General features: G+C 62.7%; 23 protein-coding genes. 5 read left to right on the top strand and 18 right to left on the bottom strand.

What is annotated here, in order from left to right; translation table 11 throughout:
• Window positions 1-72: 72 nt before the first annotated feature.
• The 6 genes from NAV32_RS01020 to NAV32_RS00995 form a co-directional block, all read right to left on the bottom strand.
• Complete coding sequence (locus NAV32_RS01020; protein WP_256050932.1) at window positions 73-957, bottom strand: polyprenyl synthetase family protein; 885 nt, start codon at window positions 955-957, stop codon at window positions 73-75.
• Window positions 954-1,196, bottom strand: coding sequence for an exodeoxyribonuclease VII small subunit (locus NAV32_RS01015; protein ID WP_256050931.1), 243 nt, complete (start codon window positions 1,194-1,196; stop codon window positions 954-956). Before NAV32_RS01015 ends, NAV32_RS01020 begins: the two co-directional genes overlap by 4 nt.
• A gap of 200 nt (window positions 1,197-1,396) precedes the next feature.
• Complete coding sequence (locus NAV32_RS01010) at window positions 1,397-2,164, bottom strand: sulfite exporter TauE/SafE family protein (RefSeq protein WP_256050930.1); 768 nt, start codon at window positions 2,162-2,164, stop codon at window positions 1,397-1,399.
• 186 nt (window positions 2,165-2,350) lie between these two features.
• On the bottom strand, window positions 2,351-4,732 hold the full coding sequence (locus NAV32_RS01005; protein ID WP_256050929.1) for a putative bifunctional diguanylate cyclase/phosphodiesterase: 2,382 nt from the start codon (window positions 4,730-4,732) through the stop codon (window positions 2,351-2,353).
• Window positions 4,726-5,667 carry an ABC transporter substrate-binding protein gene (locus NAV32_RS01000; RefSeq protein WP_256050928.1) on the bottom strand — a complete coding sequence of 314 codons (942 nt, stop codon included), beginning with the start codon at window positions 5,665-5,667 and terminating at the stop codon, window positions 4,726-4,728. The genes NAV32_RS01005 and NAV32_RS01000 overlap by 7 nt, the downstream gene beginning before the upstream one ends.
• A gap of 176 nt (window positions 5,668-5,843) precedes the next feature.
• Window positions 5,844-6,839, bottom strand: a complete 996-nt coding sequence (locus NAV32_RS00995; RefSeq protein WP_256050927.1) for an SDR family oxidoreductase — start codon at window positions 6,837-6,839, stop codon at window positions 5,844-5,846.
• 283 nt (window positions 6,840-7,122) lie between these two features.
• Between NAV32_RS00995 and NAV32_RS00990 the strand changes: the two genes are divergently transcribed.
• Complete coding sequence (locus NAV32_RS00990) at window positions 7,123-7,668, top strand: chalcone isomerase family protein (RefSeq protein WP_256050926.1); 546 nt, start codon at window positions 7,123-7,125, stop codon at window positions 7,666-7,668.
• Window positions 7,669-7,686: 18 nt separating this feature from the next.
• Window positions 7,687-8,211 carry a DUF3833 domain-containing protein gene (locus NAV32_RS00985; protein ID WP_256050925.1) on the top strand — a complete coding sequence of 175 codons (525 nt, stop codon included), beginning with the start codon at window positions 7,687-7,689 and terminating at the stop codon, window positions 8,209-8,211.
• Window position 8,212: 1 nt separating this feature from the next.
• On the opposite strand, the gene NAV32_RS00980 is transcribed toward NAV32_RS00985, so the two are convergent.
• Genes NAV32_RS00980 through NAV32_RS00940 form a run of 9 tightly spaced genes read right to left on the bottom strand, consistent with a single transcriptional unit; the run spans window position 8,213 to window position 16,487 of the window.
• On the bottom strand, window positions 8,213-8,716 hold the full coding sequence (locus NAV32_RS00980) for a DUF2878 domain-containing protein (RefSeq protein WP_256050924.1): 504 nt from the start codon (window positions 8,714-8,716) through the stop codon (window positions 8,213-8,215).
• On the bottom strand, window positions 8,713-9,981 hold the full coding sequence (locus NAV32_RS00975) for an SAM-dependent methyltransferase (RefSeq protein WP_256050923.1): 1,269 nt from the start codon (window positions 9,979-9,981) through the stop codon (window positions 8,713-8,715). The genes NAV32_RS00980 and NAV32_RS00975 overlap by 4 nt, the downstream gene beginning before the upstream one ends.
• Window positions 9,968-10,759: a DUF1365 family protein gene (locus NAV32_RS00970; protein WP_256050922.1), complete on the bottom strand. Its 792-nt coding sequence runs from the start codon at window positions 10,757-10,759 to the stop codon at window positions 9,968-9,970. Before NAV32_RS00970 ends, NAV32_RS00975 begins: the two co-directional genes overlap by 14 nt.
• Window positions 10,756-12,003: an NAD(P)/FAD-dependent oxidoreductase gene (locus NAV32_RS00965; protein WP_256050921.1), complete on the bottom strand. Its 1,248-nt coding sequence runs from the start codon at window positions 12,001-12,003 to the stop codon at window positions 10,756-10,758. The genes NAV32_RS00970 and NAV32_RS00965 overlap by 4 nt, the downstream gene beginning before the upstream one ends.
• Entirely contained in the window at window positions 12,000-12,761 is a 762-nt protein-coding gene (locus tag NAV32_RS00960) for an SDR family NAD(P)-dependent oxidoreductase (RefSeq protein ID WP_256050920.1), read from the bottom strand. Before NAV32_RS00960 ends, NAV32_RS00965 begins: the two co-directional genes overlap by 4 nt.
• Window positions 12,758-13,180, bottom strand: coding sequence for a nuclear transport factor 2 family protein (locus tag NAV32_RS00955; RefSeq protein ID WP_256050919.1), 423 nt, complete (start codon window positions 13,178-13,180; stop codon window positions 12,758-12,760). Before NAV32_RS00955 ends, NAV32_RS00960 begins: the two co-directional genes overlap by 4 nt.
• Window positions 13,173-14,612, bottom strand: a complete 1,440-nt coding sequence (gene phrB / locus NAV32_RS00950) for a deoxyribodipyrimidine photo-lyase (RefSeq protein WP_256050918.1) — start codon at window positions 14,610-14,612, stop codon at window positions 13,173-13,175. The genes NAV32_RS00955 and phrB overlap by 8 nt, the downstream gene beginning before the upstream one ends.
• Before the next feature lie 10 nt (window positions 14,613-14,622).
• Window positions 14,623-15,531, bottom strand: coding sequence for a MerR family transcriptional regulator (locus NAV32_RS00945; protein ID WP_256050917.1), 909 nt, complete (start codon window positions 15,529-15,531; stop codon window positions 14,623-14,625).
• The gene (locus NAV32_RS00940; protein WP_256050916.1) at window positions 15,528-16,487 is read right to left on the bottom strand and encodes a YbgA family protein; all 960 of its coding nucleotides are present in this window, start codon (window positions 16,485-16,487) and stop codon (window positions 15,528-15,530) included. The genes NAV32_RS00945 and NAV32_RS00940 overlap by 4 nt, the downstream gene beginning before the upstream one ends.
• Before the next feature lie 242 nt (window positions 16,488-16,729).
• Here NAV32_RS00940 and NAV32_RS00935 point away from each other — a divergent pair, with 242 nt between their 5' ends.
• On the top strand, window positions 16,730-17,488 hold the full coding sequence (locus NAV32_RS00935; RefSeq protein ID WP_256050915.1) for an EAL domain-containing protein: 759 nt from the start codon (window positions 16,730-16,732) through the stop codon (window positions 17,486-17,488).
• A 62-nt stretch (window positions 17,489-17,550) separates the two neighbouring features.
• On the opposite strand, the gene NAV32_RS00930 is transcribed toward NAV32_RS00935, so the two are convergent.
• The 3 genes from NAV32_RS00930 to NAV32_RS00915 form a co-directional block, all read right to left on the bottom strand.
• Window positions 17,551-18,465 (bottom strand): TIGR01777 family oxidoreductase, encoded by a 915-nt coding sequence (locus tag NAV32_RS00930; protein ID WP_256050914.1) that lies wholly within the window; start codon window positions 18,463-18,465, stop codon window positions 17,551-17,553.
• A 149-nt stretch (window positions 18,466-18,614) separates the two neighbouring features.
• Entirely contained in the window at window positions 18,615-19,943 is a 1,329-nt protein-coding gene (locus NAV32_RS17610; RefSeq protein ID WP_272890070.1) for a methyl-accepting chemotaxis protein, read from the bottom strand.
• 512 nt (window positions 19,944-20,455) lie between these two features.
• Entirely contained in the window at window positions 20,456-20,908 is a 453-nt protein-coding gene (locus NAV32_RS00915; RefSeq protein WP_256050913.1) for a PAS domain-containing protein, read from the bottom strand.
• A 169-nt stretch (window positions 20,909-21,077) separates the two neighbouring features.
• Between NAV32_RS00915 and NAV32_RS00910 the strand changes: the two genes are divergently transcribed.
• Window positions 21,078-22,055, top strand: coding sequence for a MerR family transcriptional regulator (locus NAV32_RS00910; RefSeq protein WP_256050912.1), 978 nt, complete (start codon window positions 21,078-21,080; stop codon window positions 22,053-22,055).
• 226 nt (window positions 22,056-22,281) lie between these two features.
• Window positions 22,282-23,940: a methyl-accepting chemotaxis protein gene (locus NAV32_RS17650; RefSeq protein ID WP_256050911.1), complete on the top strand. Its 1,659-nt coding sequence runs from the start codon at window positions 22,282-22,284 to the stop codon at window positions 23,938-23,940.
• The last annotated feature ends 77 nt before the right edge of the window (window positions 23,941-24,017 follow it).

Below are 24,017 nucleotides of genomic sequence, written 5' to 3'. Positions count from 1 at the left end.
ACCCGATGGGCTCGACGATAAGAATGACCGTGGTGCTAACGGCTCAGCCAGGGCCGGAATGCCTGTGAATACTCAGCTGCGGCGTTCGACGATAAACCGCGCCAACTCCCGCAGCGGCTCGGCATGCGCACCAAAGGGTTGCAGCGCGTGCAGCGCCAGGTCGCGCAATTCCAGCGCATAGGCCTTTGCCGCCGGCATGCCCAGCAAGGCCGGATAAGTGGGCTTGTCGCGGGCGATATCGGCGCCCTGGTGCTTGCCGAGCGTGGCGGTGTCGCTCTCCACGTCGAGGATGTCGTCCTGTACCTGGAACGCCAGGCCGACTGCCTCTGCGTACTGCTGCAACGCGGCGAGACTCGCCCCATCGGCACGGCCACTGGCGAGCGCACCCAGACGAACGGAGGCTTCGATCAGCGCGCCGGTTTTGTGCCGGTGCATCAGTTCCAGTGCTTCACGGTCCAGCTTGCACGCTACCGAGCCGAGATCGATGGCCTGTCCGCCAACCATTCCCGCCGGTCCGGCGGCGCGGGCCAGACTGCTGAACATTTCCAGGCGCAGTTCGGCATCCGCGGGGTTGTGCGCTGCTGCGGCCAGCGCCTCGAAGGCCAGGCTCTGCAGGCCGTCGCCCGCGAGGATCGCACAGGCTTCGTCGAAGGCCTTGTGGGTGGTCGGCTGGCCACGGCGCAGGTCATCGTCATCCATGGCCGGCAGGTCGTCATGCACCAGCGAATAGGCGTGGATCAGTTCGACTGCGCAGGCAGCGCCATCGGCCTGTACCGCATCGCCTTCCAGCGCTTCGCAGGCGGCATAGACCAGCAGTGGGCGTACCCGCTTGCCGCCATTCATCACGCTGTAGCGCATGGCCTGGTAGAGGCGTTCGAGCTGTGGGCGTGGCGGGACAAAAAGGGCGTTCAGGCAGTTATCGACGCGCGCCTGGCAGCGCTGCTGGTAGGCGATCATGCTTCGGGGTCCGCCTCGAACGGCGTTTCCTGCAGCTTGCCGTCACGCTCCAGCAGGATCTGTACCTTCTGCTCGGCCTGACTGAGCGCAGCCTGGCAGTCGCGGGTCAGGCCGATACCCTGCTCGAAGCAGGTCAGCGAATCTTCCAGCGACAGTTCGCCGCTCTCCAGACGCTCGACCAGCTGTTGCAGCTCGGTGAGGGATTGTTCGAAATCGAGGGCGACTTTCTTGCGGGCCATGGCGGAACCTGTTCTGTGCGGCGGCTCTGAAACGGTCGCGACACTAGCAGAGCTGGACGAAAAAAGCAGCCGTAAGGGCTGTTGATGGACCAGGCAAGCGACGGAAGCGCCTGCGGCGATTCCATCCTACTAGATTGCACAGCGCCGCATATTTCGTAGCCTGTATTAGCCGAAGGCGTAATACGGTTTCTGAAAGCGTATTACCCGTAGGTCGCCCAGAAGTAATAGAGCGTCATGCTCGCGCCCACCAGAATCACGAATGCCCGCAACCAACTGGCCGGCAGTTTCTGGCTTAGCGCGCCACCGACATAGCCGCCCAGCGTGGTGCCAATCAGCAGGATCGCCAGTTCATACCAGCTCACGCGCCCGGCGATGATGAAGGTGGCGGTGGCGACGCTGTAAATCACTGCCGAGATCAGGTTTTTCAGCGCATTGGCACGCACCAGCTGATGGCCTTCGATGGAAAACGCCGCCAGTTGCAGGATGCCCATGCCGGCGCCGAAGTAGCCGCCGTAGATGGAGACCAGGCCGTGCGCGGCCAGCGAGAGTGGCGCATGGGGCGGCACTTCGCTGGTTTCCTTGCGGCGGGACGCCAGCCAGCGGCTCAGCAGGGGGCTGGCGGCGAACAATGCAGTGGCCAGCAACAGCAGCCAGGGGATCAGCAGGCTGAACACGTCGTCGCCGCTGACCAGCAGCAGGATGCCACCGAGCAGGCCGCCGCCGAGTCCAGCCAGCAGCAGGGGCACCAGATAGCGGCCCAGCGGACGCAGGCTGGTTCGCGCTGCCCAGGCACCGGCGAGGCTTGCCGGCCAGAGCGCGACGGCGTTGGTGGCGTTGGCCGTCACGGGTGGCAGGCCGATGGCGAGCAGCGCCGGGAAGGAAAAGAACGTGCCGCCACCGGCCAGGGCGTTCATTCCGCCGGCGGCGAAACCGGCAGCGATGAGCAACAGCATATCGAACAGGGACATTGGGTGCGCTCGGCGACAAAAAGACGCAGGTTAGCCTTGCCGTTGCGTTGCGCCAAGCGGGTTGCCGTTTCATCCGGGTTTCGCTGCGCTGTAACAGGCCCGGTTCCGGATGGAGGAGGCCGGACCAGCTCGGCTTGGCGAATAGGTGTGGCCGAATGAATTCGGCCCTGTTGGGCACAAAGGCCGTCAGGCCCTGGCCGACGGCAGACTGTCGTGAGTCTTGAAGTGGCACTGGCTCGCCGGTTGCGGGCGCGCATAGAAATAACCCTGCAGGCTGGGGCAGCCATTGAGCAGCAGGAACGCCGCCTGGCGATCGTTTTCCACGCCCTCTGCCACCACATGCAGGCCCAGATGGCTGGCCATGGTCAGGATGCCGCGCACCAGGGCCACCGAGTGTGCGCTGTCCGGCAGGTCGGCAACGAATTCGCGGTCGATCTTGATGCCGTCAAAGGCGAATTTCTGCAGATAGGTCAGTGATGCGTAGCCGGTGCCGAAGTCATCCAGCAACAACGGCATGCCCAGTTCGCGCAGACGTGTCAGGGTCGTCTGGACATGGTCGTCGGCGGCCAGCAGGGCGCTTTCGGTGATTTCCAGTTCAAGCAGTTCGGGACCGGCGTCTTCCTCGTGCAGAATCTCCTGCAGGCAGCCGGCGAGATCGGCCTGACGGAAGTCCAGGGGCGACAGATTGACCGCAATGCGTACCGCATGGCCTTGCTGCTGCCACAGGCGCGCCTGGCGGCAGGCCTGACGAAACACCCAGCGGGTGACGTCGATGATCATTCCGCTTTCTTCCAGCACCGGAATGAACTCGCCAGGCGGGACCAGGCCGCGGCTCGGCGACTGCCAGCGCAGCAGCGCTTCCATCGCCCGTGGCCGTCCCTGGCTGTCCACCTGCGGCTGGAAGTGCAGGACGAACTGCTCCAGCTCCAGTGCCTGGCGCAATTCCAGCTCCAGCTGATGGCGTCGCTCCGCCACGGCACCCAGCGTGTCGGAGTAGGCCACGATGCAGTTGCGCCCGGAGCCCTTGGCCGCATACAGCGCCAGATCCACCTGTTTGAGCAGATCATTGGCGGTGCCGTCACCGTCGCTGCTGGCAATGCCGATGCTGGGGCTGATGAAGCATTCGTACTGGCCGATCTGTATTGCCGGTTCAAGGTCGCTGACGATGCGCTGACCCAGCGCCAGGGCCTCTGCAGGCTCGACGGCTTCCAGCAGCAGCATGAATTCGTCGCCACCTGACCGCGCCAGCACGCAGGGGGAGGGCGCCAGGCGCGTCAGGCGGGTCGCTATCTTAACCAGCAGAAAGTCACCCACTTCGTGGCCAAGGGCATCGTTGATGCGCTTGAAGTGGTCGATGTCGATGAACAGCAGGCTCAGACGCGTGCCCTGGCTCAGCAGGTGTTCAAGCCGTTGCACCAGATAATGCCGGTTTGCCAGATGCGTCAGCGGATCGTAATGCGCCAGGAATCTGAGGTTCTGTTCGGCTTCCAGGCGTTCGCTGATATCGCGCAGCAAGAGCAGATAGTGCTGCGCTTTCTGGCGCCGGAAGGGTGTGCAGCTGATTTCCAGTGGCACCTGCTGGCCGCTGCGTAGCCCTGTCAGCTCGAGCGCAGTGCCCATGGGACTGTGCAGCATGCGCTGCGCTGCATCCGATTCGAGCAGCAGACTCTCGACAGGGGTTGCGACCAGCTCCAGCGGGGTGCGGTTGAACAGTCTGGCAGCGGCCAGATTGGCCTGGCCGATACGCAGGTCATGGTCCACGACGAGCATGCCGACCGGTGCGGTATTGATTAGGTCGCGCATCATCCGTTCGCTCTCCGAAAGCGCCATCTGGCGATCGTAGAGCTGGTGCATCATCTGGCTCAGGGTACGCGCCAGGGCGGCGATTTCGTCATAGCCTTTGATCGCCGGCGATTGTGGCAATTGATGAGCGGCGAAGTGCCGCGCTGCCTGTTCCACACGGGCCAGACGCCCGGTGATCAGGCGGCCATAAAGGAAGTTCAACGCCAGCCCGAGGAAAAACAGCAATGCAAGGATCTGTGCCAGATAGCTCCAGGCATCCCGCTTGATCTGCTGCAACTGGGCGGTGAAGTCGAGTTCGACGAGCAGTGCGTCATGCTGGCGGGCCGGGATCTGCCCGGTACGGTCAAGCGGATAGATCGCCAGCTGGCGCTGACCGGCGAGCGGCAGCCAGCTTGCATGCCCCATGCGTACGCGGGCCTTCAGGGCGGACGGGCTGATGGCGTTCAGCTGCTCGGTTCGCAAGTCGAGGCGGGTCGAGGCGACGATGCGCAGATCCCTGTCGATCACCATTGCCCAGGCGATGCCGTCGAGGCTGGCCAGATCCGCCAGCTCGGTTTCAAGTTCAGCGGTCCGTCCGTGACGTACATGGTCGCTCAGGCTGCTTTGCAGCAGGGCGAAATGCTGCCGTGTGCGGTTCTGCCAGTCCTCCACCGCGGCTTCGATGCTGCTGGGCAGCTGAAAGGTGGTCAGCAGCAGTGTGAACAGCCCGGCGAACACGCTGAGCAGCAGCGGCAGGGACAGACGCAGGGGCATTCTTGTCAGCATTCGGCACCCCCGCAGTCACTCAGCAGCGCCAGTGGTCGTGCGGGGCGCGTCAGCAGGCCATGTTCAAGCATGTAATCGTTGAGTTGCTGCATCTGCTGCAACAGCTGGCCATTGTGAATCTGGATGCTGTTTAGTCTGGCATCGCCCGGCACGATGCCGTCGAGCGTGCGCTGCAGACTCGCTGCGCTTAGCCCGAGCCGGTGTTGCAGACGTGTCGCGAGGGTTGAGCTGTCTTCCTGCCAGATGCGCAGTGCGTCGTACCAGAGACGCTTGAGACGACCGCGTTGGGTGGGACTCAAATGACGGCGGTTGATCACCATGACATGGACGATTTCGTTCGGCAGTGCACTGCTGTCGAATATGCGCCGCGCGCCCAGGCTTTCCAGCTCGGGGCCCGTCGACGCGCTGCTGATGAGTGCATCGACACGTTTGCTGCTCAAGGCCTGTGCGTGCTCCTGCAGGGGCAGGATGACCAGCTCCAGTTGCTCGCGTTCGAGCCCGGCCTGATCAAGGATGCGTGACAGAAAAAAGGCAGCCTGCGCCGAATCCTGCATGCCCAGACGCTGGCCCTGCAGGTCGGCCAGGCGCTTCATCGGAGGCACTACATAGAGCACATCCGCACCGTTGGAGATGGCTGAAATCAGCAGGATTTCCAGGTCGAGCCGTTCATCGCTGCTCTGCAGCATCAGCGCTTCATTGAGGCTGAGCATGGCCGCATCCAGTGTGCCGTTGCGCAAGCCGCGTACGACGCCAATCGAGCTGGGGTACTCGACCAGGCGCAAGGTGAACGCGCCGGGCTTCGGCAGCCTGAGCTCATCGGCGATAAAAAGCGGAGCATGCCCGGGCCACCGATCACTGCCGATGCGGATCGTTTCAGGCTCCGGTTGGCAAGCCGCCAGGCTCATGTACAGCAATAACAACAGTATTCGTGACATCCGGCCATTCCATTGATGGTCAAGTGCCACCATATCCTGAGCGGAAAGTGCCGCATATCCCTTCGATGGTCGGGGTTAATGACCTCCGGCCCCTCTAGGTCGGGTGATTGACGCGATCTGCTGTTTGTGTGTGCGCTTAGGTCGCAGCCCCTGCGGGGGAATCACGCGTGATCTGACTAGCCAAGGGAAAAAGCTATTGCCGTCACGCTGATCAGGCCCAGCAGCCCAAGACCCAGCGCCAGTTTTCCGACCGTCTCCGAAGCGAGGCTGGGCGCTTTGGCAAGGGCTTGGTCGCCGAAGCGGCCTTCGAGACGATGCAGGCCGGCGACGGGCTGGAACAGATTGTCAGGCTGCCCGGCATGGGTCGGTTCCTCGGTCATCTGGCCGTCCCAGGCCTGTCTGGCCATCATCCGGTCGAGCAGGCCGGGCATGAGCAGGGTACCGATGATGGCCTGGAACGAAGCGCGTCCGACCCAGAGTTCGCGTGGCGCTTCACGTGCCGCGCGGAGGATGGCTTGCGCTGCTACCGCGGGCGTATGGATGGGCGGCACGGGCTGCGGGCGCCGGGGCATCTTGTTGCGCGACCAGTCGAACTGTGGCGTATTGTGGGCCGGCAGCTGAACCATCGTCAGCCGCACCCGGCTTTTGTCATGGATGAGCTCGCAGCGCAGTGAGTCGGTAAACCCGCGGATCGCGAACTTCGCTGCGCAATACGCCGATTGCAGGGGGATCGCCCGGTAGGACAGGGCCGAGCCGACCTGCACGATGGTGCCCCGATTGCGTGGCTGCATATGGCGCAGCGCCGCCAGCGTGCCGTGAACGACGCCCAGATAGGTGACCTCCGTGACCCGTTTGTATTCGGCGGCACTGGTCTTCTGCACAGGGCCGAATACTGTGGCCATCGCCGAATTCACCCAGATCTCGATGGGCCCCAGCTCTGCCTCGATCCGCTCGGCGGCGCGGTCCATCGTCTCGGCATCGGCCACATCCAGCGCAATCGCCAGAACCCTGGTTCCGCCGCTTTCCAACTCGGCCTGCGTGTCATCCAGCCCCTGCGCTCCACGCGCGATCAAGGCCACCCGATACCCGGCACGTGCCAATGCATGCGCCGTCGCCCGTCCTACACCAGCGCTGGCGCCACACACCACTGCGACCCGCACTCGATCTGTCATAGCTGTCTCCTTTGTCGATCTTCACCGACCGTTGCTTGCTGCAGTTGACCGGCAAGCGATGGGCTGAGTTGCGAGACGAGCAGCAGGGTTTTGTGTTTGGCAGGAATCAGAAAGGCAGCGGCACTCTCCGTCGGTTCGATCCGTAGCGTGCTGAAACGCTCGGTGGTGCCTTCTTGTAGTCACACGGAATATTTCGGCGCTCAGCCTTGTACAATAATTACTGTACAAAAAATTCATACGGTATAGATTTGGTGTGAATGTTGGCCCCAGTCAGGTGAAGACCATGCAGCGGTTCCGTCAGATCCTTCATGTGGTGTGTTTGGCGCTGTTGCTTCAGAGCAGCGAGCTCCTTGCCGGCTGGCGCGAGGCTTTGCCCGAGGCGCGGCGGGTAGGGGGTGGGGAGCTGCGCATGTTCGGGTTCTCGATTTACAGCGCGCAGTTCTGGGTCATGGGTCAGGCACCGGATGAGCCGCTGGATCTGGACGCGCCTTTTGCATTGGAGCTGACCTACGGTCGGACCATCAGTCGCGAGAATCTGGTGGCGGCCAGCCTCAGGGAAATCCGCCGTCTGGCTCCCGGCGACCCGGACCCTGCACGGATGGCGGACTGGGAGCGGGAGATGCGCCTGGCGTTTGTCGATGTACGCGCCGGCGACCGCATCACCGGGCTATTCCTGCCGGGAGAGGGTGCACGTTTCTACGTTGGAGCGAACCTGCAGCATGTGGTGAGGGACGAGGCATTTGCCAGAGCGTTCTTCGCAATCTGGCTTGACCCGCGCACACGCAATCCGGAGTTGCGGGCGCAACTGCTTGGCGCTGCCAAGCCCTGAATCTGATTGGAGGCGAACATGTTCAAGAAAATGCTGTTGCTGCTCTGCATAGGGCTGGCCAGTTGCACCCAGGTGGACGTACAGACCTACTCGCAGGAGACGCCCAGGCTTGAATTGCGGCAGTTCTTCGAGGGCAGGGTCGAGGCCTGGGGAATGTTTCAGAAGCGTTCGGGCGAGGTGGTCAAGCGCTTCCATGTGGACATTCAAGGGCGCTCGGAAGGCGAGAAGCTGATCCTGGATGAATCCTTTACCTACAGCGACGGCACCACGCAAAAAAGGATCTGGACGCTTGTCCCGGCAGGCGAGGGGCAATGGCGTGGCACCGCTGGCGACGTGGTGGGCGAGGCTGTGGGCGAAGTGGCGGGCAATGCGCTGCGCTGGCGCTACGTGCTGAGCCTACCGGTGGACGACAAGGTCTATGAGGTTCATCTGGACGACTGGATGTACCTGATGGACGAAAACACCCTGATCAATCGTTCGTTCATGACCAAGTTTGGCGTGGAGGTGGGGCAGGTCACGCTGTTCTTCCGCAAGCAGCCGTAGTTCAGCGGGTGCGCCACCTGATCAGCCAGTGCACGCCAGGCATCAGCACGGCCCAGATCACGCCCAGCAGCAGCACGCTGGGCCAGACTCCCAGCGGCAGACCGACGTCTGCCAGCCTGGCTCCACCCAGATAGGACAGCGGGCCGCCAACCGCGCCCAGCAGGCTGCCCAGCCACCAGGGCCGGGCTGTCCAGTTCAGGCTGTGAAGCAGGGTGCTGGCAAACAGCAGCCATAACAGTGCCAGCCAAATCGGCAACAACAGGGTGCTGTCGCCGAAGCTGAAGACGCCTAGATGCAGCAGGGCGCTGTCCAGCACCCAGCCGCAGGCCGCCACGTACAGCAGTGTGCGCCACTCGTCGCGGTCAGCGGCAACCCAGCGCAGGTGTATGGCCAAACAGGCGACGGCGATCAGCAGCAGCCACGGCTGCTGCGCGCCGAGCACGCAGGCGAACCAGCCAAGCTGGAACAGCCCGGCGTTGAGCAGCAACCGGGCTCGCCGGCTCATGCCGAGAGGCCGAAAGGCGCTGGGCGTGCCGCCGGCTTTGCCAGCAGCAACTGCGCTGTGCCGATGCTGCGCTCCAGAAAGCCGCCCTCGCAGTAGCACAGGTAGAACTCCCAGAGGCGGAAGAACGCCTGGTCGTAGCCCAGTGCTTCCAGGCTGTGTCGGGTTCGACGCAGATTGTCGTGCCACAGGCGCAGGGTGCGTGCGTAATGCAGGCCGAAATCTTCCATGTGGTGCAGGTTCATGTCGGTGTCGCGACTGATGGTTTCCAGCATCGAACTCACCGAGGGCAGGGCGCCGCCCGGGAAGATGTAGCGTTGGATGAAGTCGACCGACCTGCTGGCCTGTTCGTGGCGCTGATCTCGAATGGTGATGGCCTGCAGCAGCATCAGGCCGTCATCCTTGAGCAGGTGGGCGCATTGCTTGAAATAGGCAGGCAGAAAGCGGTGGCCGACCGCCTCGACCATCTCGATTGATACCAGCTTGTCGTATGCGCCTGTGAGATCGCGATAGTCCTGCAGCAGCAGGGTGATCCGGTCCTGCAGACCCTGCTCCTCGATTCGGCGCTGGGTATAGGCGAACTGTTCATGGGACAGGGTGGTGGTGGTTACCTTGCAGCCGTAGTGGGTGGCGGCATACAGCGCCATGCTGCCCCAGCCGGTGCCGATCTCCAGCAGATGGTCGTCGGGTTTGAGGTCGAGCTTCTGGCAGATGCGTTCCAGCTTGTACAGCTGGGCCTGTTCCAGGCTGTCGTCGGCGCTGCGGAACATGGCTGCGGAATACATCATGGTGGGGTCCAGCAGCTGCTCGAACAGCTCGTTACCCAGGTCGTAGTGGGCCGAGATATTGCGCCGGGAGCCCTGGCGGGTGTTGCGGTTGAGCCAGTGCAGGGTTTTTACCAACGGGCGGCGCAGGCGCGCCAAACCGCGCTCCATGCCGTCCAGTACGTCGAGATTGGCAACGAAGATGCGGATCACCGCTGTCAGGTCGGGGCTGCTCCAGTAGTCGTGGATGTAGGCCTCGCCAGCGCCAATCGAACCGTTGGCCGCCACCATCGACCACAGCGCCGCATTGTGGACCTCGATTTCGCCATGCAATGCCGCGCCGGGCTGCCCGAAGCACAGGCGCTCGCCGTCCACGATGAGCACCAGCTGTCCATGCTGCAACTGATGCAGCTGGCGCAGAACCGCTCTTTTCAGCAAGCGGGCGGCGAGGCCATTGGCAGCCGACCCAGAGGTGGTCGCAGGGTTCAGACTAGGGTTTGTCATGGCGAGGCTCCAAATTCGCGGTGCGAAACTCACCGCTGGCGGCTGCATGGGGAATCAGCGGGATGCGTTTGAGCAGCAGGCGCAGGGCCTGCCAGTAGATGGCGAGTACGGTCTTGCCGGTCATCCAGGGAAAGCTCAGCAAATGACGGTAGAGGCTGGCGCGCGTCAGCTCGATGCGCTTCAGGCCCAGGCCGGCTTCGAATACTTTTTCTTCGCCCTGCCAGTCCTGCATGGTCACGTGCAGCTGCTGGCCGGGAGCGGAGAAACGCATGCGGTATTCCAGCTCCCGCGGCATGAAGGGCGAGACGTGGAAGCTCTTGGCTACCCGATGACGCGATTCGCCGGTGGCGTGGGTCGGCAGGACGTAGTGGTAGCGTTCACGCCAGGGCGTGTTGCTGACTTCACAGAGAATCGCCGCCAGGCTGTCGTCGGTGTCAAAGCAGTAGAACAGGCTGATCGGATTGAAGGACAAGCCCCAGCTGCGTGGCTGGGTGAGCAGGCAGATGCGCCCCTGCGGCGTGTGTCCCAGGGCTTCGCCGACCCGCTGGCGTACGGCGTCGCTCAGCGCCATGCCCTGGCGGGTGGCGTGCGGCAGGTAGTCGGTTTCGCGAAAGGCGAAGGCGGCCCAGCGCGAACGCCCGGCCAGCCGCGACAGGCCCAGCACCTGCTGCTGTTCCGCCAGATCCAGGTAGAGCATGCCCATGCGATAGCGGAAGCCGTGGGCGCGCGGCAACAGCCGCTGGTGGCTGACCCAGCCGTGATAGAGCGCGCTGTTCACAGCTGTTCTCCGAATGCGGCGGCCACGCGCAAGGCGCTTACCACACCGTCCTCATGGAAACCGTTGGCCCAGTAGGCGCCGCAGTAATAGCTGTGGTGTGCGCCGTGCAGTTCCTGCCAGCGGTCCTGGGCTGCCAGTCCGGCCAGGCTGTATTGCGGATGCGCATAGCGGAAGCGACCGAGAATCCGGCTCGGGTCGATGGAGGCGGTCTGGTTCAGGCTGACGCAGAAGGTGGTGTCGCTCTGAATCCCCTGCAGGATGTTCATGTTGTAGGTGACGGCGGCGGGCTGCTGGCTGGAGCCGCCGAGCCGGTAGTTCCAGCTGGCCCAGGCCAGACGACGCCTGGGCAGCAGGCGGGTATCGCTGTGCAGCACCACGTCGTTGTCGGCATAGCGCAGGGCGCCAAGGATCTCCCGCTCGGCCTGGCTCGGTGCGGCCAGCAGGCGTAATGCCTGATCGCTGTGACAGGCGAACACCACACGGTCGAAGCGCTCGCTGCCGGCGGCGCTGTGCAGCGTCACCCCGTCAGCGTCACGTTCTACCCGCTGCACCGGGCAATTCAGGCGGATGTGCTCGGCAAAGCCCGCGCTCAGTGGCGCCACGTAGCTACGCGAGCCGCCGCTTATCACGCGCCATTGCGGGCGCTGGCTGACCGACAGCAGGCCGTGGTTTTTGCAGAAGCGCACGAAGAACTGCAGCGGAAAGCCGAGCATGTCGCCCTGTGACATCGACCAGATCGCCGACCCCATGGGCACGATGTAGTGCTCGATAAAGCGCTGCCCATAGCCGTTGTGCCGCAGGTAGGCGCCGAGGGTGGTGTCGGCGGCGATACGTTGCTCATCCAGGTCGCGCAGGGCTTCGCGATTGAAGCGCAGGATGTCGCGCAGCATGCCCCAGAAGCCCGGTGAGAGCAGGTTGCGGCGCTGGGCGAACAGGCTGTTGAGGTTGTTGCCATTGTATTCGGTGCCGGTACGCGGGTCCTGCACCGAAAAGCTCATCTCGGTCGGTTGCGAGGCCACGCCAAGCTGGTCCAGCAGACGGATGAAGTTGGGGTAGGTCCAGTCGTTGAAGACGATGAAACCGGTGTCGATGGCGTGGCGTTCGCCGTTGACTTCAACATCCAGCGTATGGGTGTGGCCGCCGATCCAGTCGCTGGCCTCGAATACCGTGACCTCATGCTGACGGTTGAGCAGGTAGGCGCAGGTCAGGCCGGAAATGCCGCTGCCGATGATGGCGATTTTCATGAGTGTTCTTCCTTGGTGGTGCGCGCCATGCGCTTGCCCAGCGCCAGTTGCAGGCGTTGAGGCAGCAGTGCCAGCAGGCGCAGGGCGGTGATGAAAGGGCCGGGGAAAGCGATCTCCAGCGGGCGTTTTTCCAGGCGGGCAACGATATGGTCAGCGGCCTTGTCGACCGGCCAGCGCATCGGCATGGGGAAATCGTTCTGTCGCGTCAGCGGCGTATCGACGAAGCCGGGGCTGACCAGGGTGACGTCGATCCCTTCGTGCGCCAGGTCGATGCGCAACGCCTGGAACAGGTAGCGCAGCGCCGCCTTGGAGGCGCCATAGGCCTCGGCGCGCGGCAACGGCAGGCAGGTCACCGAGCTGCTTACCGCCACCAGATGCGGTCGCGGCGCCTGGCGCAGCAATGGCAGGGCCGCTTCCACGCAATAGGCGGCAGAGAACAGATTGGCACGCATCACCCGTTCGATCAGGTCAGCCTCGAACGCGGCGGCGTCCAGGTATTCGCAGGTGCCGGCATTGAGGATGACCTGATCCAGACTGCCCCAGGCCTGCCCGATCTGCTCGCCCATGGCCTGAACCTGAAGGGGATCGGTCAGGTCGCCAGCGAGTACGAGCACCTGTCGGGGGTAATCCTGCTGCAGGCTGTTCAGGGCCTGCGCATTGCGTGCGCTGACGGCCAGCTGATGACCCTGAGCCAGCAGACGCTGCGCCAGTGCAGCGCCGATTCCGCTGCTGGCGCCGGTGAGCCAGATGCGCTTCATGCCAGTCTCCCTTTCAGCCAGCCAATGGCCGGGCCCATCAGCGGCAGGTGCTCGTAGAGCAGTGCACCGGCATCGAAGTAGTCGTGGTGCTGGTACACCTTGTGATGCCACAGCAGGTGCGAGCAGCCGTCGACCTCGATCGGCTGGCCCCGGCGCAGACGCGGGTGGCGATAGCGCATGCTCCAGCGCAGGTAGCCGGCGCCGTCGTGCAGCGTGTCGACGCCGTGAAAGCGGAAACGGAGGTCGCTGACGTTGCTGTACAGCTCGGCGAAGTAGTCCTGCAGCGCCGGCAGGCCCTGGATGCTGTGCAGCGGATCGCGGAACTGCACATCGTCGCTATACAGCTGGCTGAGCCGGTACAGGTTGCTGGCGTTGAGTTCGGTAAATTCATCGGCGAAACGGAGCAGAAAGTCAGACATGCTGTGGCTCCTGGGATGGCAGGTCCTTGAACGCGCTCAGTGCCCGTTGGCGGCTGGCGGCAAGATCGACCATAGGGGGCGGATAGTTGGCCACGGCGAAGAGCCCGCCGGCGGCGCCAGGGTCGTGGATGCGGCGCTCGTCCAGCTGAGCCAGCTCCGGCAACCAGCGACGGATGAAGCGGCCCTGGGGGTCGAAGCGCTGCGACTGGCTGATGGGGTTGAACAGGCGGAAGTAAGGCACCGCATCGGTGCCGGTGGAGGCGCTCCATTGCCAGCCGCCGTTGTTGGCTGCCAGATCGCCATCGATCAGGTGGCGCATGAAGAAGCGCTCGCCCTCGCGCCAGTCGATCAGCAGGTTCTTGGTCAGAAACATCGCCACCACCATGCGCAGGCGGTTGTGCATCCAGCCGGTGGCCAGCAACTGGCGCATGGCGGCGTCGATCAGCGGAAAGCCGGTGCGGCCCTCCTGCCAGGCGGCCAGCTCCTGCGGGGCGTTACGCCAGGGCAGGGCTTCGGTGTGCGTGCGGAAGGCCCGGTGCCGCGATACCTGCGGGTAACCGACCAGAATGTGCGTGTAGAACTCGCGCCACAGCAGCTCGTTGATCCAGGTGATGGCACCGCTGCTGCCGGTTTCGAATTCGCCCCGGTTGCTGCGCAGCGCCGCATGCAGGCATTGCCGGGGCGAGAGCACACCGGCGGCCAGGTAGGCCGACAGCTGACTGGTACCGGGCTGGGCGGGCAGGTCGCGCTGGCGGTCGTAGGCGTCCAGCTGCTCGTCGGCAAAGCGTTGCAGGCGTTCCAGTGCGGCCCCCTCACCTGCCGGCCACAGGGCTTGCAGGCTATCGCTTGGGCGGGCGAAACCGGGTAGCTGGGAGGGAGTCGGGTCGCTGTCGATGGCGAGCGGGGCTTGCGTCTGGGGCAGCCCCACGCACATGGGCAGCGCAGTATGCAGGCGCTGATAGCAGACCTTGCGGAACTGGCTGAATACCTGGAAATAGCCGCCCGAGCGGGTGAGTATGCTGCCTGGCTGGAACAGCAGGCGGTCCGTATGGCTGTGGAAACCTACGCCCATTGAACCCAGCTGGTCCGCCACGTTCCGGTCACGGCGGTCTTCATGCAGGCCGTACTCCCGGTTGACCTGCACACTGTCGATGGCCTGTTCGCGGCAGAGACTGGCCAGCACTGCCGGTGCATCGCGCCAGTGTTCGGCATGGCGGATCAACAGCGGGACGTTCAACTGGCGCAGCTGCGCCTCCAGCTCCTGCAGGTTGCGCAGCCAGAAGTCGATCTTGCAGGGCGCATCGTCGTGGGCGAGCCACTGGCCGGGGCTGAGCAGAAATACTGCCAGGGTAGGCCCGGCCTGCATGGCTGCGGTCAGCGCGGTGTTGTCCTGCACTCGCAGGTCGGTACGAAACCAGATCAATTGGCGCATGCGAGGCTCCTCAGCGGCCATCGAGCAGGCCGAGCTGCTGCAGGCAGTGCAGGGCGGCGAGCGGGTTGTCGGCACGGTGCAGGTCGGGTAGCTCGACCAGTTCCTCGTGGTGGATGCTGACGGCATGGCCGCACAGCAGTTGCGGGCAGTCGACTGCCTCGAACAGGCGCTGCAGATAGCCGGATTCAAGCGTCTGATCGCCGTACAGCAGCACGGCACAGGGGCTGATTCGGCGAATGGCCAGGGACAGGTCTGCCGGCGGAATCGACCAGTCGAGTACGCGCACCGGGCAGCCGGTGTTGCTCGCCAGCCAGGCGCACAGCCACAAGCCTGGCTCCATTACGTGGTCCGACAGGTTCAGCATCAGCAGAGGCGGGCCGTCCAGCAGACGGTTGCCGTGGTACACCCTGGCACCGAGCTTGCTTCTCAGCCAGGAGAGAAAGAACACTTGCTCCACACGTGTTTTGGACTGGCTGCTCCAGCGCAACTGCAGGTCCTCAAGGACGGGCTGCAACAGGTGCTGGTAGAGGGTTTCGGCGGGGTAGAGGGCAAGCGCCTGGTTGAAGCAATCATCCAGCGTCCGTTCGTTGAGCTGTTCGATGCAGTTCAGCCACAGGTGTTGCTGTTCTGCCCATAGCGCGCTGGCCGGTTCGGGCGCCTGCTGCGGGTCCTGCAACAGGCCCTTGACCTGGCTGACGGTCACGCCGCGTTCCAGCCAGGCGAGTACCTGGCGAATCCGGGTGATGTGCTCTGCGTCATATAACCGGTGCCCCTTGGCAGTCCGCTGCGGCTGGATCAGCCCGTAGCGACGCTCCCAGGCGCGCAATGTGACTGGGTTGACGCCTGTCTGGCGCGCCACTTCGCGTATCGGCAGCAGGCCTTCGGGCAGCTGGGTGCCGTTGCTGATAGTGGTGTTCATAGGGCGTTACGCAGGCTGAGGTTTTCCGGGTGCGGCTGCAGGTAGGCCTGGCGCTCGATGTAGGCATCCGGGTGACGGCGAAAGTGGTGCTTGATCAGGGTCATCGGTACCACCAGCGGCACGACACCCAGGCGGTACTGCTGGATCAGGTGTTGCAGTTCCTGCTTCTCCGGTGAACTCAGCGCATGCTTCAGATAGCCCGAAATGTGCTGCAACACGTTGCTGTGGCTGCCACGGCTGGCCGGCTGCTTGAGGGCCGCCATCAGCTGGCTGAAATAGCGGGGCGCAAATTCCTGCAGAGGGGTATCGGCACTTTGCGCCACCGCCCGTCCCAGCAGTTGGTATTGCACGCGGCTGGTCGCCATCAGCTGATATTTGTAGCGTGCATGGAAGGTAATCAGCGCTTTGCGCGTCAGCCCAGCCCGTTGCAACCGCTGCCATTCGGCATAGGCGAAGACGCGGGTGATGAAGTTCTCGCGCAGCACCGGATCATTCAGGCGCCCGTCTTCCTCCACCGGCAGATCCGGGCGTGCGCGCATCAGGGCGGCGGCGAAAAGGCCGCGTCCACCACCTTCGGCGGGGTGGCCGTTGTCCTGGTACACCTTGACTCGCTCCATGCCGCAGGACGGCGACTTCTGCATCAGGATATAGCCGCAAATGTCGTGCAACTGCTCGGCGGCGTGTTGGCCATAGGCGCTCAGAGCCTCGCTTACGTCCAGCTCGCGGTTGACGGTGCCCAATGCGCGCGGGTTTTGCGGGTCGCCCACCAGGCGAATCGGCTGACGCGGGGTGCCCAGGCCAATGGCCTGTTCAGGGCACAGGGCAATGAACTCGAAGTGCTGCGCCAGTACGTCTGTGCACAGCTGCGAGGCCTTGTGGCCGCCGTTGAAGCGCACGGGCTGGCCCAGCAGACAGGCGCTGATGCCGATCTTGATGGAGTCTGTGGTAACGGCCATGGAAACCTCTACGTGACTTGTACGGACTGAACTGGTTGTACAGTTTCGTCCAGAATATAATTTATATTGTACAAGTCAACTGCTTTGTATAGATTTGCTGGCAAGTAGACACAGGCTCCAAATCAGCTGGGCCGGTTAGACTGAGCAGGGTGTGCCCGTTGCGTTGCCCGCAACGAGACAGCCAGACCAGGTTCCGGCACCCTCGAACAGTGAATTTTGACTTCTTATTGGATATTTCCGGCATGAGCGAACAAACCCCGATTCCCCCCTGCTCTCACTGTCAAGACGGGCAGGCGCTGGGCTTCGAGTTCAGCATGGCGTTTCAGCCTATAGTCGATCTGCGGGACAACAGCCTGTATGCCTATGAGGCACTGGTGCGGGGGACCGACGGCAGCGGTGCGGCAAGTATCCTTAGCCGGGTCAACGAACAGAACCGTTACGCTTTTGATCAGGCTTGCCGGGTCAAGGCAGTGGAATTGGCGGCCCGCTTGCAGATGCCCTGTTTGCTGAGCATCAATTTTCTGCCCAATGCGGTGTATCAGGCCGCCACCTGTATCCGCGCCACCCTGCAAGCCGCGCGACGCTTCGATTTCCCTACCGAGCGGATCATCTTCGAGATCACCGAAAGTGAAGAGCTGGTGGACAAGGAGCATCTCAAAGGCATCATCCACGAGTATCAGCGGCAGAAATTCAAGACCGCCATTGATGACTTCGGCGCCGGCTATTCCGGGCTCAACCTGCTGGCCGAGTTCCAGCCAGACATCATCAAGCTGGACATGGCACTGGTGCGTAGCATCGACACCGATCCGGTGCGCCAGGCCATCGTTCAGGGCATTCTCGGGGTGTGTCGCGTGCTGAACATCGAGGTGATTGCCGAAGGTATCGAAACGCCGGGCGAGCTTCGTCAGTTGCAGGGGCTGGGCATTTATCTGTTCCAGGGTTATCTGTTCGCCCGCCCGGCGTTCGAGGCGCTGCCGGAAGTGAACTGGCCGGCGGGCTGACGCCGCAGGCGCGGCATCGGCTGGTTCAGCAGTCTTTGTCCGCCGCGCTGAGCAAGCCATGCTCAGCGCTCAGCATTCTTGCCCTCCAGCAGATCGGCCAGAGCCGCTGACAGCTCAGTGAAACGAAACTCGAAGCCCTCGGCTTGCAGCCGTTCGGGCAGTACATGCTGGCCACCCAGCAACAGCCCGGACAGCTCGCCAAAACCGACGCGCAGCACAGGTGCCGGCAGCGGCAGCAGTGCCGGCCTGTGCAGCGCCTGCGCCAGGCAGCGGGTGAACTCGGCGTTGCGTACGGGTTGCGGCGCGCAGGCGTTATAGGCACCGCTGGCAGAGGGATGGCGCAAGAGAAAATCCACCAGCGCGACCTGATCATGCAGATGAATCCAGGGCATCCACTGTCGCCCCGAGCCGATCCGCCCTCCCAGCCCCAGGCGAAAGGGCGGTAACAGCCGAGCAAGAAAACCGCCATTGCGGGCCAGCACCAGCCCGGTACGAACCAGCACGACACGCATGCCCAGCTCCTGGGCACGCTGCGCGCTTTCTTCCCAGGCGATGCATAGCTGGCTGGCGAAATCGCTGGATTGCGGTGTGTCCGTCTCATGCAGCAGTCGCTCGCCACCATCCCCATACCAGCCTACGGCAGAACCGGAGATCAGCACGGGCGGGCGTCTGGACAGCCCGGCCAGCCACTCGACCAGACGTTCTGTCAGGTGGATGCGGCTGTCCCACAGCAAGGCCTTGCGGCGGCGAGTCCAGTGGCGTTCGGCAATGGGCGCACCGGCCAGATTGATCACGGCGTGCAGCTCGATATCGCCCAGCTCCTCCAGACTGGCCACGCCACGTACGGCTGCACCGCACAGCTGCGGCACCTGTTCCGGACGCCGACTCCAGACCAGCAGTTCGTGCCCTTCCTGCAGCCACCGACGACAGAGTGCACGGCCAATCAGCCCGGTCCCTCCGCTCAATAGAATCCGCATACATCCTCCTGCGTGGTGATTCGTTTCGGGCCCAGTGCAGATTTTCCGCATGATGACCGCGGCGCTATCCGATGCTGGGATACCTGCTAGTGAAGCCTATTTTCGGCTGGACGACGCTTGAGCGTGTCGCCCTGCTGGTCAAGGCGCTGTCAGCGGTGCCGGTCCAGGGTCTGGGCGAACTGGCCGATGACTTCCACGACCTGCTGGGCGCCGTGCTGGATGTCGAGGATGACCGTTCCGGCCTGGTTGGCAAGGTTCACGCCCTGTTCTGCCTTGAGCGTGCTGGACTGCATGCTGCCTGCCGCCTCCCTGGCCAGTTCGCGATTCTTGCCGACCACCTCGGTAATGGCCACGGTTGCCTGGCTGGTGCGTCGGGCCAGGTTGCGCACTTCGTCGGCGACTACTGCAAAGCCGCGACCCTGCTCGCCGGCACGGGCCGCTTCAATGGCTGCATTGAGTGCAAGCAGGTTGGTCTGTTCGGCGATGCCGCGAATCGCATCGACGATGCTGCCAATCTCTTCGGACTGGGCGCTCAATGCCCCGATACCCTGAGCCACCTGCTGCAGTTCGTCGGCGATGCTTTGCACCACGCTGACCGTCTGCTGTACCACCGCAGCGCCCTGACGAGCGTGTTCGTCAGTTTTTCGTGAGGTGTCAAAAGCCAGTTGCGCGGCTCTGGTTTCGGCTTCGCGCTGCTCGACCTGTAGCGTGATGTCGGTAGCGAATTTGACCACCCCGTACAGCTTGCCCTGGGTGTCGTAGAGCGGGTTGTAAGTGGCTTGCAGCCAGACCTCTGAGCCCTGTTTGTTGAGCCGCTTGAACAGGCCCGAGCTGAACTCGCCGCGGTTCAGGCCCGCCCAGAAGTGGCGATAGGCTTCACTTTGTACTTCCTCGGGCTGGCAGAACAGATGATGGTGCTTGCCGCGAATTTCTTCCAGGCGATAGCCCATGACCTGCAGGAAATTCGAGTTGGCATTGACGACCTCACCGCGCAGATCAAACTCGATAACTGCCATGGAGCGGTCGACCGCCTGCATGAAACTGGCGTCGGTCTGTGCGCGTAAAGTCTGCTCGGTAATGTCGCTCGCCAGCTCGATAATGCGTTGCACGTTGCCGCTGGCGTCACGTACCGGAATGTAGCTGGCCTGTAGCCAGAGCTGTCGTCCGTCCCGGCCTAGTCGCAGCACCCGGTCGCTCACGCTGCGCCCCAGCCGAAGCCCTTGCCAGAACTCCGAGTACTGGCGACTGCGCGCATGGGCAGGGTCACAGAGCACCTGATGATGCTGGCCGCGAATCTGGTTCAGCGTATAACCCAGCAGTGTCAGAGACAGCGGATTGGCATCCAGCACCAGGCCCTCCGGACTGAATTCGACGACCGCCATCGCGCCACGCAGAGCGCCATGCTCGTCTTCGAAAACCGCCCGCTGCGCCTGGCACTCGCGCAAGGTGTCGTTGAATGTGCGGGTGCGCATAAACATGCGTCGTACTCCGAAAGGTGGTGCTGCTGTGGGTGGATTCGACTGACCGAAACCGGCAGGCATCTGATGCATCGGAGAGGCTGTAACAGTCATCGCACGGTTGTGTGCAGCGTTCTTCTGTACAGCTTTCCTCGATAGACACAGCCTGAATTGCCAGTGACCGGATGGCGAAAAGCCAGACTTCCCGGTTGCAACTGGAGATTACAATGATGCGAAATACTATACAAGCAATAAGATATGTATAGGGTTTAGGAGATTTGTACAGAAAGTCGCTGGCTGAGTGTCTGGCTTTTTGTGGCTACAGGCATTCGCGGGTGCGCGGCTCGAGCCCGCCGAGGCTCGGCTGGAGGGAGAATCAGGCAGAAATGAGATGCTGCAGGTGCTTATTGCAGGTTGCAGCGAAACCCCGGCAGGGCACGCTGATCGTGGCTGCGAATGCATCTGCTCATGGAGGACTGAAAAGGCTGTCAGTGCTGCCGTCGAACGGACTGAGCCAGGCCCGCCAGATGTCGTCAGGCCTTGTCTTGCAGTTGAGCCAGTTGGCTCTTCAGCAGGGCGACTTCCGCTTCCAGTTCGCGTACTCGCTCGGTGGCCTGGACTTCGACGCTGACATCCTTCTGGATACCGATGAAGTAGGTGAGCTGATCGGCTTCGTTGAAGACAGGTGTAATTGACAGCTCATTCCAGAAGGCACTGCCATCCTGGCGATAATTGCGGATGATCTGGCGGCAGGGTTGCAGCTTCCGGACCGCCTCGCGGATTGCTGTCAGGCCGGGTTGCTCCCGGTCGTCACCCTGCAGGAAGCGGCAGTCCTGATAGAGGATGTCATCCACCGCGTAGCCGGTCAGGCGCTGGAAGGCGGGATTGGCGTAGATCAGGATATTGTCGTCACCTTCCTGCTCGGCGACCACAATGCCATCGTTGGATGCTTCAACTACCAGTTGCAGCAGTTTTGCGTTGATCATGCTCAGGCTCTCGATACGGATTGCAGCATTCTAGATCAGCTTGATCGAATAGCGCCGCGTTGCCAAACCTGTTGATGGTTTTTTTAGGATCGCTGCAGGTCATGCTACGTTCTACAAATGCTGCCGCCTGTACAATATCGCCACCCATACACCAGGGTTGACCCTTTTCATGACCGAGCGACCTGAGCCTCTTTTCATCGTCCCCGAGCATTCTGCCAGCCAGGAGTTGCTACCCATCCGCGAGGTTGTGCGTCTGACCGGGGTCAATCCGGTCACGCTGCGTGCCTGGGAGCGGCGCTACGGTCTGATTCAGCCGCTGCGGACCGAAGGCGGGCATCGCCTCTATTCGCTGGACGACGTGGCGACTATTCGCGACATCCTGTCCTGGACCGAGCGTGGTGTGGCGGTGAGCAAGGTCGGGACGCTTCTGGCGCGCAGTCGACCGGCCCAGAACGATGCCCCTCCCCCGATTGCAGTCGCTTCGGTGATTGCAGACGATGTTTCATCAGATACTTCAGAGTGGCTTGAGTGGCAGGCGGGTATTCGTCAGGCGCTTGCGACATTCGATGAGGTTCGTCTCGAACAGCTGTACGGGCAGGTTTTCTCGACCTACCCGACCTCGCAGGTCTTTGCCCGGGTGCTGCTGCCCCTGTGGCAGGAGCTTCTGCATCAGACCGGCTTCGGTCAACTGAGTCAGTGGTTGTTCTATGACGCTTTTCTCCGTGCGCGCGTGCTGCAGCGCCTGCAGTTTGTGCGGCGCGGTGCAGATCATTGCGTGTTGCTCGCCGCACTGCCCGAGCAGTGTCGTGAACTGGAACTGCTGGTCACGGGCTTACTGCTAGGCGGTGACAACGGCGCGGTGAGGGTGCTACCGCTGGGCCAGCCGCTCAATGAGATGTCGCTGCTCTGTCAGGCTATTCAGCCCAGGGCGCTGGTGCTTTTTGCACCTGCTCCTCCCTCCCTCGCGCTTCTGGGCCAGCTGAACAAGCTTGCGCTTACCATCGACTGCCCTCTGGCGCTGGCCGGGGCGGGAGCAGAGCTGGTCGCAGAGCAGCTTAAGGGGTCCCCTGTCGCCAATCTGGGCGACGAGCCGCGGTTCATGCAGTCCAGGCTGACGCAGTTTTTAGCGGGTCATCTGGATACGTGAGCCGGGCTGCGCATCCACAGCATTAGGCGCAATCAACCTTCGTGACTGCCAGACTGACAGTACAGGAGGGACGGTCTAATCGGGGGTGCTACACCCCGCGAGGGCAGGAATAAAGCCTTATGCCGAGCACGGTTGCCGAAATATCGGTTCCTTTTGACGTACAGCATCTCGAAGATGGCAAAAAGCCTTAACCTGACAAAAATCTCTAACAATCAAGGCTTTTGACGTGCGCATATGGCTTACCCGCTTTTCTCTCAAGGCCCGCTTGGTGGCTTTGATTACACTGCTTTGCATGCTGATGGTTCTGATGGTGGGCTTCGCCCTGTCGGGCATGCGCAGCAGTAACACCGATCTGACGCATCTTTATTACGAAGGGTTGCTGCCGAGTGACCAGGTCAGCCGCTTGGTCAATGAAATGCATCAAGCACGTACCCAGTTGCTGCTGGCATTGCAGCATGCGCCCGGCAGCGACTATGAGCAGGCCCACAATCACCATGTGAGCATGCATTTCGACAGCGTCGAGCGGAGCGTTGGTAATAGCCAGCAGCTGCTGCAAACCTTGCTAGCCGGGAACCTGGATGAGAATGAGCGTGCCCTTGCTGAGGAAATGCAGCGTACGGTGAGCCTTTATCTGGATCGCGGCGTGCGACCGGTCATGGAGCTAATGCGCGGCGGTGATTACCTGAAAGCCAATGGTTTGCTACTGGATACGCTGCAGCCATCCTTCACGCTTGCCTTCGACAAGGTGCAGGCCTACTCCGATAACCTGCATATCCATGCAGTAACCGCCTACACCTCTGCCGAGAAACACTTCGATACTCTGCTGCTGTGGTTGGGCGTGGTGCTGGTGCTGGCTCTGGTTCTCTCTTCCGCCTTGGCCTGGGCCACCCTGTGGGGTATTGGTCAGGCCGTGAATGCCTTGCTGTACGGCGGCAAACGCTTGGCCGATGGCGACCTGATGCATCGTGTCGAATACCGCGGTCGGGACGAGCTGGGCAACATCGCCGACTGTTTCAACGCGATGGCCGACCACATGCAGGAAACCATCCGGGAGCTGTCCAAGGCCGTAGAGCAGCTGGCCGCCGCCGCCGAGCAGACTGCCACGGTCAGCCGACAGACTGGAGAGGGCATTCATCGCCAGCACTTGGAAATCGACCAGGTGGCCACCGCCATGAACGAGATGTCCGCCACTGTGCAGGACGTCGCCAGCAATGCCGCCAGCGCTGCCCACGCCGCCGAGAAAGCCGACAGCGAAGCAGAGCTTGGTCAGCAGGTGGTGACTCAGAGTATTCAGATGATTGACAGCTTGGCCGGCGAGGTTGAACACGCTGCCACGGTTATCGGTGAGTTGGAAAATGCCAGCGCCACCATCAGTTCGGTGGTGGATGTGATTCGCGGGATCGCAGACCAGACCAACCTTCTGGCCCTTAACGCCGCCATCGAAGCGGCCCGTGCTGGCGAGCAAGGTCGAGGCTTCGCCGTGGTAGCCGACGAAGTGCGCTCGCTCGCCTCCCGTACCCAGCACTCCACCGCAGAGATCCAGGGCATGATCGAGAAGGTGCAGGGTGGTGCGCGCCGTGCGGTTGAGGTCATGGAGAAGAGTTGCGAAAAGGCTGAAGCGGGCCGCAGTCAGGTGGCCGAGGCTGGTCGCGTGCTGCAACAGATTACCGCTGCCGTGGCCACCATCAACGATATGAATGCCATGATCGCGTCAGCCGCCGAGGAGCAGAGCTCCGTGGCCGAAGAGATTAACCGCAACATCACTAACGTCAGCGGGATCGCAGAGGAAACCAGCGACGCCTCTCACCAGAATGTGGAAACCAGCCGCGAACTCAGTGCCCTGGCCAATCGCCTGCATACGCTGGTACAGGCGTTCAAGGTTTAACCGCGCAGCCGCATTGCACCGACTCGCATCGGTCGGTGCGGTCGGTTTTAATCCGGCGCCAAGGGTAAGGCTTGGTG

Origin of the sequence: Stutzerimonas stutzeri (assembly GCF_024448695.1) — a bacterium.
Classification (GTDB): Bacteria; Pseudomonadota; Gammaproteobacteria; order Pseudomonadales; family Pseudomonadaceae; genus Stutzerimonas; species Stutzerimonas stutzeri_T.
Note: the sequence above shows the minus strand (reverse complement) of the source record. Positions and strands in the feature narration are given on the sequence as shown.